Consider the following 12,188-nt stretch of genomic DNA (forward strand, 5'->3'; position numbering starts at 1 on the left):
GCGACTAATAGCTCATCTCAACAATCGACTTCACTTTATCTAAAGTAATCAATTGTTTTTCTCCTAAACCTTTCCAGCCTCTTTTGTCAAAACGATTTACAATAAAATCGGCTGTTTTGCCGTAATCTTCAATGTATTGAGACAGTTTAGTATCCATTCCCATCGTATGGAAAAATTCAACAGTTTTATTGATCGCTTCTTTAGCAACTACATCATCAGAACCTGTTAAGTTGAAAATTCTTCTTCCGTATTGCGCTAATTTTTCTTTTTTGGTATCAAACATCACCTCGTATAAACTTGGGCCTATAATCGCTAAAGTTCTCGCGTGATCAATTCCATACAAAGCTGTTAATTCATGACCAATCATATGCGTTGCCCAGTCTGATGGAACACCTTTTTGAATCAATCCGTTTAGTGCCATTGTACAGCTCCACATAAAGTTCGAAGCCAAAGCATAATTAGTTGGATTTTCGACCACTTTTGGACCAACTTCTATTAATGTTTGAAGAATACCCTCAGCAATTCGGTCTTGCAAATAGCCTTCGTGCGGATACGTCAGATATTGTTCCATTACGTGCGTATAAGCATCGACAACACCATTTTGTAATTGTCTTTTTGGTAAAGAAGCAATAACTGTTGGGTCGCAAATAGAAAATTGAGGAAACATCGCGCTTCCGCCAAAAGCCAGTTTTTCCTGAGTTTCTGTAATCGTAACTACAGCTCCTGAATTCATCTCACTTCCTGTTGCAGGTAAAGTCAAAACAGTTCCAAAAGGCATTGCATTTTCTTTTATCAGCAAACGTTTTTGCAAAATATCAATCGGATTTCCGTCAAAGTTCACAGCAGCCGAAATAAATTTTACACCATCAATAACAGATCCGCCACCAACAGCCAGGATAAAAGTAATTTTCTCCTTTTTGATCACTTCAACGGCTTTCATTAAAGTTTCAAAATGAGGATTCGGCTCAATTCCGCCAAATTCAACAATATCAAAACCTTTCAAATTTTTGATTACCTGTTCGTGAATTCCGTTATTAAAAATACTTCCGCCACCATAAGCCAATAAGATTTTAGCATCTTTTGGAACTAAAGTCGAAAGTTTTTCTACTTGTCCTTTTCCGAAGATTAAATTCGTCGGATTGTATAATTCAAAGTTTAGCATGATTTTTTTTAAGTTTCTGAGATGCTGAGCTACTAAGTGGCTAAGTTTTTAATCTTAGTGACTTAGCCACTTAGTAGCTTAGCATCTTATTTATTTTAATTTTTCCAATAATTTACCAGCTACCAATTTAGATGATGCCGGATTTTGTCCTGTAATCAAAAGTCCGTCTTCTACAACATAAGGAGCCCAGTTTGGTCCTTTTGAGAATTTAGCCCCATTTTGAGTCAATGCATCTTCTAATAAAAACGGAACAACTTTGGTCAAACCAACTGCTTCTTCCTCTTCATTAGTAAAACCGGTTACTTTTTTACCTTTTACTAAAAATTCACCATTTACTTTTACGTTTTTCAAAACTGCAGGAGCGTGGCAAACAAAAGCTACTGGTTTTTTATGCGTATAAAAAGATTCGATTAAAGCAATTGAGTTTTTATCTTCGACTAAATCCCAAAGAGGTCCGTGACCACCAGGATAGAAAACGGCATCGTAATCTTTTTGATTAATAGTCGAAAGTTTATGCGTGTGTTTTAGTTTTTCCTGTAATGTTTTATCAGCATCAAAACGTTTTGTGTCTTCGGTTGCAGATGCCGGATCAGCACTTTTTGGATCAATTGGTGGCTGACCTCCAAGCGGAGTTGCAATCGTAATTTCTACTCCCTGATCTAATAATTCATAATAAGGTGCAGCAAGTTCTTCTGACCAAAATCCTGTTTTTTCTCCTGTATTGCCCAGTTTATCGTTACTGGTCACAACAAATAATACTTTTTTCATACTTTTTTTATTTGTTTTTTGAGCTATAGCTGTTGAGCTAAAAGCTGTTAAGGTTATAATCGCGAGTAATGCTATTTTTTTCATAAGTTTAATTTTTTGTCAAATTTACTGCTTAAGTGATATTTGTAAAAATAAAATAAACTATGTTTGTTATAAATAAATTTATGTCATGGTAAATCTCGAATGGTACAGAACATTTAAAGCGGTTTATAAAAACGGAAATTTTTCTATCGCTGCAAAAGAGTTGTTTATGAGCCAGCCTGCAGTGAGCCAGCAAATCTCTATGCTGGAAGCTCATGTTGGAAACAAATTGTTTAACCGAAAGTCAAAGGGCGTAGAACCAACGGAATACGCTAAGTTACTGAATAATTTGATCATTGATGCGCTCGATCGTCTTGAAAATGTAGAGAATACTTTTAGGGCAAAGGCAGAGGACGCAAACAGATTAATTTCGGTGGGTATTTCGAAAGATCTTTTTAATTGTATTGGGAATCTGTTGATCTCTAAATTTGATTTGATCGATTTTACCTTTGCAGACAACGATGCACTTTTTGCGCTTGTCGATGCCAAAAAACTTGATTTCGCCATCACCACAAAAGGTTTTGATACGTTTGACACCATTTATGAAATCGTCGGAAAAATTAAACTGATTATGGTGGCGCCGATAGGTTTGGATGCTACGGAATTTCGTCAGAAATTAAAAGCAGACAATTTTACTGAATTAGAACTATGGCTCAACGAACAAAAATGGTACAGTCACGATGCCAGAATTCCGCATATAAAATTGTTCTGGCTGCATGCTTTTAATAAAAAACGACCATCTATGGTGCCTAATTATATTATTCCGTCAGAATCTGAAATGCTTAGAATGTTGTCAGATAATGAAGGAGTAGCCATCACCTGGAATTGTAATGCGAGAAAATATATTAAAGAGAATAAATTGCAATTATTATGGAATAGTTTTCATGTACCGGAAGAATACGTTTATTTATTAACTGCTAAAAATAACAATCTGAATTCTTTCTTTGATATTATTTCTAAAGAATTAAAGTTGTTTTTTGGTAATAGATTATAATTTTTTAGCCACAAAATCTTTTTTTGGGCCACGAATTCCATGAATTAGCACTAATTCTTTGTGGTTAAAAAGTTAGCCACAGATTAAAAGATTCTCACAGATTCGAAATCATTTTAATCTTTTAATCTGTGGCAAAATATTAATTCGATAAAATTAGTGCAATTCGTCGTAAACTCTTTTTTTAAGTTATGGAAAATTTACAAAATATTAGAATCGCCGTTGATGCCATTGTTTTTGGATATAAAAACAACGGTTTATATGTTCTTTTAATCGAACAAAAATTTGGCTCTGCCGATAAATATTGGGCTTTACCAGGCGGATTAGTAAAAAATGATGAATCGCTGAGCGATGCGGTGATACGCGAATTGCACGAAGAAACAAATGTGCAGCTTACTTTTATGGAGCAGTTGTACACTTTTGGAGATGATATTTGCAGGGATTCCAGAAACCGTGTTATATCTGTTGCTTATTATGCTTTGGTAGACGCTTCGAATCTGGAAATCAAAGCCGATACGGATGCTGAAAAAGTACAATGGTTTAAAATAGATGAAATCCCGTCTTTGGCATTTGATCATAATTTAATTCTTGAAACAGCCATTAAAAGATTAAAAGCAAAACTAACCTATGAGCCAATTGGTTTCGATTTACTTCCGGAGGAATTTTTGTTTTCCGACCTTGAAAACCTTTATTGTACCATTTTAGAAAAAGAAATTGACCGACGAAACTTTAGAAAAAAAATCCTTAGTTATGGCTTTTTAGATCAAACAGAACATTTTTCTCCTATAAAAAGCGGTCGTCCAGCAAAACTTTTTAAGTTTAATAATTTGAAATACAATGAATTAATTAAAAAAGGTTTTCACTTCGAAATAAAGTTTGCGTAATTTTTACACAAAATAAATTGTTTATTTAAAATTTAACTCTACATTTGCGTATAATTAACGCAAACTATAAAAGCTATGATACTTAACCTAGACCCAAAATTCACTCCGATACTTAATCAGGAAGAAATCAAATTTCAAAGTTTTACATTTTCTGGAGGAGAACCTCACATTAAAATCAATCCTGATTTTGATCATAATGAAAAAGTAACCATCACACACCGTTTAAATTCATTCAACGATTTAGGATTGTTGTGTATCACGGTAGATGCGCTACGCAGAATGGATGTTAAAGTAATCGACTTGTTTATTCCGTATTTCCCGGCTGCAAGACAGGATCGTGTGATGATCAAAGGAGAATCTCTATCTGTAAAAGTATATGCGGATATCATCAACGGACTTCAATTGAATAAAGTTTTTGTTTTTGATGCGCATTCTGAAGTTACTCCGGCATTGGTTAACAACTGCGAAGTGATTCCGAATCATACTTTTATTCAACAAGTTCTAAAAGTTACAGGCGAAAACGTAAAACTAATTTCTCCGGATGGTGGTGCTTTGAAAAAAATCTATAAAGTTTCTGAATTTTTAGGCGGAGTCGATGTAGTAGAATGCAGCAAAAGTCGTGATGTAAAAACCGGAAAATTATCTGGATTTAAAGTATACGAAGACGATCTAAACGGCATAGATTGTTTAATTGTGGATGACATTTGCGATGGCGGCGGAACTTTTGTTGGCTTAGCCGAAGAATTAAAAAAGAAAAATGCCGGAAAATTATACTTAGCCGTAAGCCACGGAATCTTCAATAAAGGATTTGAAGTTTTAGATTGTTTTGACAAGATATTCACCACCAATTCTTTTAAAGATTTCGAAAATGAAAAGGTTGAGGTTGTAAAATTAGAATTATGAGTAAAAATTATAGGGTAGAAATAGCCAATAAAACTTTAGAAATCATAAAGAATGGTTTTTATGATTATAAAGGAAAAAAGATTGACATAGAAAAAGAACTTAAAGAGTCCGTAGAAAATACGTTTACAATTGCGCCAAACGATTGGGACACAATTTTGAAAAACCCAATTGAAAATAAATTTGAAACAGAAATTGTTATAAAAAACTGTTCTACAATTAAGGCAATCGTTCAGGAGAAAAACGGCAAAATTTGCGTTCTGAATTTCGCTTCTGCAAAAAATCCGGGCGGTGGGTTTTTAGGAGGTGCATCCGCTCAGGAAGAAAGTTTAGCGAGATCTTCAAATCTTTATGAAACGCAAATCAAAGACAAAGCGATGTATGATTTTAACAAAAAGCAGTCTTCGTTTTTATATTCAGATTATATGATATATAGTCCTGATGTCTTGTTTTGGAACGATGATAATGGAGAATATTTTCAGCAACCATTAGTTGCAGACGTGATTACAGCAGCAGCACCAAACAAAGGCGCGATGCTGCAACATAACAGGAAAGAAGAAATTGCCGAAATAGAAGATATCTTAAAAAAAAGAATGGATAAAGTGTTGGCAATTGCTTTAAAGCAAAAAAGTGATACCATTATTTTAGGAGCCTGGGGTTGTGGAGTTTTTAGAAATGAACCCAAAGATGTAGCACAATTATTCAAAGAAATTATTGCAGAAAAATATACAGGAGCTTTCAAAAAAATAGTTTTTGCAGTATTTGACAATTCTGAAAAAAAATCAAATTTTAAACAATTTGAAGAGAAATTCAATTAGTTTAAAAAGTTTCAAGTTGTTGTAGAGAACATGAAACCTAAAACAGAGAAAACCTGAACAAAAAAGAAAAGCTATTAACCGTTTTAAGTTTGATATTCCAAGTTTTAAGTCTCGTGTAAAACCTGAAACCTGAAACAAAGAAAACTTGAAACTAAACCACAAAAACAATGAGTGATGATTTAAAACCAAGATTCATTGAATCTTTAAAAAGAAACAATGATCAGATTAGAGAAGACAGAGCCAAAACAATTGGTGAGGATTCTGAATTAATTTACAGACGCCGTGTTGAAGATATTGAACTAAAAATAAAAAGATTAGAAAGAGAACAAGAAGGACTTATAGATATTAGTCCGCTGGATAAAAACAGTTTGACTTTTGCTGATTTTCAACCCGAAGCATTTGTGCAGAGAGATATGGAATTGTCATTGACAATTAGGAATTTAAACATTCAGTTTGAAGTGACAAAAAAGAGATTCGAATATTTATTTGGTAAAACATTTTAGTTATGGGAGGTACAAGATATGACTTAGGCGCTCGTTTGAGCAGAGCAACAGCAGCAGGTTACGGATCTAAATCTGCGGGAGAGATTTTTACGCAAAATTCTTTACGAATGGCGCACGAATCTATGAATCCAAACGGTATTACGTTTAGAGAAGCAAGAGATTCAGAAGTGCATCCTAATACAGTTCCAATTATTTTAGGACTGGATGTTACGGGAAGTATGGGACACATCCCGCACGAATTAATCAAAGATGGTCTTCCTAAATTAATGGGAGGAATTATTCAGGGCGGTGTTCCGGATCCGGCACTTTTGTTTGTAGGAATTGGAGATCATGAATGCGACAGATATCCGCTTCAGGTAGGACAATTCGAATCTGGAGATGAAGAACTGGATATGTGGCTGACCAGAACTTATATTGAAGGCGGAGGAGGAGGAAATGCAGGAGAAAGCTATTTATTAGCCTGGTATTTTGCCGCTTTTCATACTAAAACCGATGCTTTCGAAAAAAGAGGTCAAAAAGGATTGTTGTTTACCGTGGGTGATGAACCTAATTTAGAAACACTTCCGGCATCTGCCATAAAAGAAATTATGGGTCAGGGACAGCAAACCTATACGCATCTTGAATTATTAAAAGAAGCGCAAAAACGTTACGAAGTATATCACATTAGTGTATTGCATTCTGATCAGGCTGTAAGAGCGAATGTAGCGTGGAAAGAGTTACTGGGACAAAATTGTTTGTCTATCGAAGATCACAAAGAAATCCCGAATGTGATCAAGAAAATCATTTGCGATAAACATAAAAGTTCAGGATTAGGTTTAGGAACAATACCAGTTTCTGATACAAATGATACAGGTTTAGATAATATACAAATGCTTTAAATTAAACACATAGAAACATAGGTTTTTGTTTGTGAATAAAAGAAAACAAAAAGAAACTAGTTTCTAACACATAGTGACTATGTGAATTTAAACTAGTGAAACGCCTTTTTTAAGCTTTGAAAGTCTATGATTCTATGTGTTTAAAATAATTGCGTAACAGTTAAAAAAATGAAAACAGCACAGATAGTTATAGGTTTAGGATTTGGTGATGAAGGAAAAGGAATTACAACAGATTTTCTGGCGAAGCAAAATCCTGAATCTATAGTTATTCGGTTTTCAGGAGGACAGCAAGCGGCACATACGGTTATGATTGGCGATAAAAAACACGTTCATTCAAGTTTTGCCAGCGGCGCACTTCGCGGTTTACCTTCTTATTATAGTGAACATTGCACTATTCATCCGGTTTTTTTATTCAATGAAAAAAAGGAACTCGAAGAATTAGGCGGAAACACGGAACTACACATTCATCCATTAGCCAAAATCACAACGCCATTTGATGTTTGGCAAAACCGAACTAACGTCAGGAATCTGGATAACGGAACTTGTGGCAAAGGAGTTGGAGCCACAATGAAACGGAATGAAGGCCAGTACAAATTATTCGCCATAGACCTCATTGCTCCCCGCCAAATGCTTTTAGCAAAACTGGAAAAGATAGCCTATTTCTACGGTTTTCTGAATGAAAGTGAAATCGACGAAGAAGTCAGTCATTTCCTTGAAGTGATTGATGAAATAAAATGGAACATTAGCGATTACAGCTTTTTAGAAAACTACCAGAATCTTATTTTCGAAGGAAGTCAGGGGATTTTACTCGACATGGATCATGGTGTTTTCCCAAATGTAACGTACGCCAATACAACATCTAAAAATGCATTTGAGATCTGTCAAAAATTACAAATTGAAAATATCGAAATGTATTATGTAACCAGAAGTTATGCAACCCGACACGGAAGTGGCTGGATGAGTAACGAAAGGGAATTAAAATTAAAAAATAACGAAGAAGAAACCTGCGTTTACAATGACTTTCAGAAAGAATTGCGAACCGGCGATTTAGATTATGATCTTTTAAATTATAGTTTAAAGCTCGATGCAGCTTATAGTCCAAAAGCCAGAAGAAATTTGATTGTAACCTGTATGGATCAGATCGAAATGGATTATGAATTTGAAAAGTTAACGACGGAGTTTACTGAAATCCACGGATCATTTTCACCCGATTCTAAAGATTTTAAGCAGTTGACTTCTTTGTTTCAATAAAGAGAAAAATGAAATATACTATAGAAAATATACCTGCGGAAAATAAATTTTTATTTTTCTGGGGACACCAACCCAATAAAGACGGAAGCATTTCTAAAACCTGTTTTAGTCAATGGTGGTTAAGCTCTTTTGAAGTCGACAACGTGACTTACAAAACTGCAGAACACTGGATGATGGCTAAAAAAGCCGAATTGTTTAAAGATGATAAAATTTTGGAGAAAATCCTTCTGGCTAAATCTCCTGCGGAAGCCAAAAAATTTGGTAGAGAAGTAAAGAATTATAATGAAACCTTGTGGTTAGCAGCGAGATTTAATATTGTGAAAGAAGGCAATTTTCATAAATTCAGTCAAAATCCGGAATTAAAAACTTTTTTACTCAATACTAATGACAGAGTCATAGTAGAAGCAAGTCCGGTCGACGCCATTTGGGGAATAGGAATGGCGGGTGATCACAAAGATGTTTTGAATCCTGCCAAATGGAAAGGCTTGAATTTGTTAGGTTTTGCTTTGATGGAAGTTAGGGATGAATTGAAATAAATTAATAATGAAAATAGAAATCCTTAAAGCCGATATAACAGAAATTGAAGTGGATGCAATTGTAAACGCAGCGAATACGTCTTTGCTTGGCGGAGGAGGAGTTGATGGTGCAATTCATAGAAAAGGAGGAAAAGCTATTTTAGACGATTGCGTTAAAATTCGAAATAAGCAAGGAGGCTGTAAAGTTGGAGATGCCGTGATTACAACAGCTGGAAATTTACCGGCAAAATATGTGATTCATACCGTTGGTCCGGTTTGGAATAATGGTAAAAGTCTTGAAGAAGAATTGTTGGAAAGCTGTTATTTACGTGTGTTGGAATTAGCGGTTGATAATAATATCAAAACTATTGCTTTCCCTAATATAAGTACGGGTATATATAAATTCCCAAAAGAATTAGCCGCAGAAATTGCAATTAATACGATCTCTGTTTTTGAACCCGGAGAACAATTCGAAAAAATCATTTTTGTTTGTTATGATGATGAAAATTTCAAAATTTATAATCACATAATAGAAAGCGATTTTGAGTACAAGATTAAATCTGGTTTGTTTGGAGTCGCAGTTGGTGATGCTCTAGGTGTTCCGGTTGAATTCAAAACAAGAGATACTTTAAGAGAAAATCCTGCTTTGGATATGATGGGTTATATGTGCTGGAACCAGCCTCCGGGAACCTGGAGCGATGATAGCTCATTAACTTTTTGTACCGCAGAAAGTTTGTCTAAAGGTTATGACATAGAAAATATGGCGCTGCTTTTTGTTAAATGGATGCAGGAAGGATATTGGGGAGCGCATCATAAAGTATTTGATATAGGTGGTTCTACAAGATATTCTTTAGCAAGAGTGGTGCAGGGAGAATCTGCCAGGTTTTCAGGTAATTTCTTTGCAGAAGATAACGGAAATGGTTCCCTGATGAGAATTTTACCTTTAGCTTTTTATCTTCAAAAGCAGACTGAGATCGAAATTATTTACAAAAAAGTAAAAGAAGTATCTTCTATCACTCATGCCCATTTCAGATCCGGATTTGCCTGTTTTATCTATGTGGTGTATTGTTTAGAAATTTTAAAAGGCACTGATAAAGTAGAAGCGTATAAAAATATGCAAAAGATTGTTTCTGATTTTTTAAGTGATAAGCAATTTAATTTTTCTGAAATTCAGTTGTTTGATAGGATTTTAAAAAATAATATAACGGACTATCCTGAAAATGAAATTGAATCATCGGGTTATGTTCTTCATAGTTTGGAAGCGAGTTTCTGGTGTTTTCTAAATTGGAATTCTTATGAAGACACTGTTTTAAAAGCAGTGAATTTAGGCGGAGATACAGATACAACTGCAGCAATTACAGGAGGTTTGGCAGGAATGTATTACGGAATTGAAAATATTCCCCAAAAGTGGATTTTGGCATTAGCAAGAAAAAACGATATTGATGATTTGTGCGAGCGATTGTCTTTAAAGTTGAAAAAAATGTAAACACGCGTTTTTGCTGTTCCATAGGAACATCTCATCGGTAGAAAAAAAATAATTATGGGGTTGTATTTACGTTCCGTAGGAACGTTTGATCAGTTCAAATTATAATTAAAAAATAAAAACACACAATGAAGATATTGTGTGTAAAATAATGAAAATAGAATTAAAAAAATATGATGAGCAAATAATAGAATGGCCAAAATCAGGCTATCACATTATGGCTCAATATGACGAGGAAGAAATAATAGTGTATCAATCCTATAGAAAAGAAATAGGTGAATTTGCTGTAAAAAATCAGTTTTTTGCAGGAGAATTTAGCCTTACCAGAATGACCTGGATTAAACCCAATTTTCTTTGGATGATGTACAGAAACGGATGGGGAACTAAAGAAGGGCAATAAGTTGTTTTGGCGATTCATCTTAAAATAGCAGCATTCAATAAATACCTAAAAAATGCAGTTTACTCGTATTATGATCCGTCACTCGCTATAAGTCGTGAAGAATGGCAAGATGAGGTGAAAACATCGTCAGTAAGATTACAATGGGATTCCGAACAGGATCTGTTTGGAAATAAGTTAGAACGAAGAGCCATTCTGATTGGTTTAAGAGACGATTTTATAAAGTCTTTTGCAAAAGAAGATATTGTACTAATCGAAGATATTTCGGAATTTGTGAAAGAACAATATCATTTTGTTCAAGATGGTCAATTAGAAAAATTAGTAGTTCCTGCTGAAAAGCCATTAGTATTTAAGGATGAAGAACTCAATAAAAAAATAAAAATTTCAGAGAAATCATGAATGAAAAAATAGCAAAAACAGTGAGCAAATTTCTAAGTTTAGTACTTAGACATTCTCCGGAAAAAATTGGATTAAAACTAGACGAAAATGGCTGGGCAGATGTAGAAGAACTAATTGTGAAATGTTCTCAAAAAGGAAACAAATTAGATGCTGTTCTTTTAGATTACGTAGTAGAAAATAACGATAAAAAACGTTTCGCCTTTAATGAAGATAAAACAAAAATCAGAGCAAGTCAGGGACATTCGATTTCGGTTGAATTGAATTTACCAGAAACAGAACCTTCAGAATATTTGTATCACGGAACGATTGGAAAGTTTATGGACAACATTCAGAAAGAAGGTTTGAAAAAAATGAGCCGCCAGCACGTACATCTTTCAAAAGATAAAGAAACGGCCATAAGAGTAGGAAGCAGACGTGGTGCTCCTCAGATTCTAACGGTAAGAAGCGGTGCTATGCACAGAGACGGATTTAAATTTTATTTGTCTGAAAATAATGTTTGGTTAACAGATGAGGTTCCGGCGAAGTATATCGAATTTAAATCGTGATAAAGCGCTGCTTTAGATTTTATAAAAGACTATTAATCATGAATGTATAATTATGGTAACCATTATTAATGAAGCAACAGAAATTTATACAATCAATAATTTTCTTACGATTGATGAGTGTAATAAGTTGATAGAAAAAAGCGAACAAGTCGGTTTTCAGGAAGCAGAAATAAATATTGATGGAGCACAAAAAATGATAAAAATGGTACGCAATAACGAACGTATCATGTATCAAGATGAAGAGTATGCATCTTTTTTATGGCAAAAATTGCAGCCTTATATTAAGTCTGAAGTAGGAAACAGTTTCGCTACGGGATTAAATGAAATGTTCAGGTTTTATAAGTATAATCCGGGTCAACGTTTTAAAATGCATCGTGACGGAAGTTATAAGCGCAGTGAATCTGAATTTAGTTATTATACATTTCTCATTTATTTGAATGATAGATATGAAGGCGGAGAAACAAAATTTGCTTCGGGTGAAATTATTACGCCCAAAACCGGAACAGCGCTTATTTTTGAACACAGTCAACGTCATGAAGGATCGGCCTTGATTTCTGGAATAAAGTATGTTTTAAGAAGTGATGTTATGTATAAACTTAAAAACAACATCTAA

The 12,188-nt window shown here is 34.3% G+C and carries 13 protein-coding genes and 1 pseudogene; 12 read left to right on the forward strand and 2 right to left on the reverse strand.

The annotated features are described in order from the left end of the window. Nucleotides 1-4 precede the first annotated feature (4 nt). Both IRZ78_RS14880 and IRZ78_RS14885 read right to left on the reverse strand, forming a co-directional pair. On the reverse strand, nt 5-1,162 hold the full coding sequence (locus tag IRZ78_RS14880) for an iron-containing alcohol dehydrogenase (RefSeq protein WP_194617289.1): 1,158 nt from the start codon (nt 1,160-1,162) through the stop codon (nt 5-7). Nucleotides 1,163-1,252: 90 nt separating this feature from the next. After that, nucleotides 1,253-2,014, reverse strand: a complete 762-nt coding sequence (locus tag IRZ78_RS14885) for a type 1 glutamine amidotransferase domain-containing protein (protein ID WP_194617290.1) — start codon at nt 2,012-2,014, stop codon at nt 1,253-1,255. 85 nt (nt 2,015-2,099) lie between these two features. Between IRZ78_RS14885 and IRZ78_RS14890 the strand changes: the two genes are divergently transcribed. The 12 genes and pseudogenes from IRZ78_RS14890 (at nt 2,100) to IRZ78_RS14945 (ending at nt 12,188) form a co-directional block, all read left to right on the forward strand. Beyond that, entirely contained in the window at nt 2,100-3,005 is a 906-nt protein-coding gene (locus IRZ78_RS14890; RefSeq protein ID WP_194617291.1) for a LysR family transcriptional regulator, read from the forward strand. Nucleotides 3,006-3,193: 188 nt separating this feature from the next. Further along, nucleotides 3,194-3,886: an NUDIX domain-containing protein gene (locus IRZ78_RS14895; RefSeq protein WP_194617292.1), complete on the forward strand. Its 693-nt coding sequence runs from the start codon at nt 3,194-3,196 to the stop codon at nt 3,884-3,886. A 75-nt stretch (nt 3,887-3,961) separates the two neighbouring features. Beyond that, on the forward strand, nt 3,962-4,789 hold the full coding sequence (gene prs, locus IRZ78_RS14900; RefSeq protein ID WP_194617293.1) for a ribose-phosphate diphosphokinase: 828 nt from the start codon (nt 3,962-3,964) through the stop codon (nt 4,787-4,789). After that, nucleotides 4,786-5,604, forward strand: coding sequence for a TIGR02452 family protein (locus IRZ78_RS14905; protein WP_194617294.1), 819 nt, complete (start codon nt 4,786-4,788; stop codon nt 5,602-5,604). Before prs ends, IRZ78_RS14905 begins: the two co-directional genes overlap by 4 nt. Nucleotides 5,605-5,771: 167 nt before the next feature. After that, nucleotides 5,772-6,107: a hypothetical protein gene (locus IRZ78_RS14910; protein WP_194617295.1), complete on the forward strand. Its 336-nt coding sequence runs from the start codon at nt 5,772-5,774 to the stop codon at nt 6,105-6,107. Between the two features lie 2 nt (nt 6,108-6,109). Further along, the gene (locus IRZ78_RS14915) at nt 6,110-6,985 is read left to right on the forward strand and encodes a hypothetical protein (protein WP_194617296.1); all 876 of its coding nucleotides are present in this window, start codon (nt 6,110-6,112) and stop codon (nt 6,983-6,985) included. Between the two features lie 168 nt (nt 6,986-7,153). Continuing rightward, nucleotides 7,154-8,236: an adenylosuccinate synthetase gene (locus IRZ78_RS14920; protein ID WP_194617297.1), complete on the forward strand. Its 1,083-nt coding sequence runs from the start codon at nt 7,154-7,156 to the stop codon at nt 8,234-8,236. A gap of 8 nt (nt 8,237-8,244) precedes the next feature. Further along, nucleotides 8,245-8,772, forward strand: a complete 528-nt coding sequence (locus IRZ78_RS14925; protein WP_194617298.1) for an NADAR family protein — start codon at nt 8,245-8,247, stop codon at nt 8,770-8,772. 7 nt (nt 8,773-8,779) lie between these two features. Continuing rightward, the gene (locus tag IRZ78_RS26425; protein ID WP_194617299.1) at nt 8,780-10,237 is read left to right on the forward strand and encodes an O-acetyl-ADP-ribose deacetylase; all 1,458 of its coding nucleotides are present in this window, start codon (nt 8,780-8,782) and stop codon (nt 10,235-10,237) included. Between the two features lie 214 nt (nt 10,238-10,451). Further along, nucleotides 10,452-11,030 (forward strand): annotated as a pseudogene (locus IRZ78_RS14935) (DUF4291 domain-containing protein). Then, the gene (locus tag IRZ78_RS14940; RefSeq protein ID WP_194617300.1) at nt 11,027-11,575 is read left to right on the forward strand and encodes an RNA 2'-phosphotransferase; all 549 of its coding nucleotides are present in this window, start codon (nt 11,027-11,029) and stop codon (nt 11,573-11,575) included. Before IRZ78_RS14935 ends, IRZ78_RS14940 begins: the two are co-directional and overlap by 4 nt. A 52-nt stretch (nt 11,576-11,627) precedes the next feature. Beyond that, a complete protein-coding gene (locus IRZ78_RS14945; RefSeq protein ID WP_194617301.1) occupies nt 11,628-12,188 on the forward strand; it encodes a 2OG-Fe(II) oxygenase in 561 nt (186 codons plus the stop codon).

The sequence above is a fragment of the Flavobacterium sp. CSZ genome, from assembly GCF_015350725.1.
Classification (GTDB): Bacteria; Bacteroidota; Bacteroidia; order Flavobacteriales; family Flavobacteriaceae; genus Flavobacterium.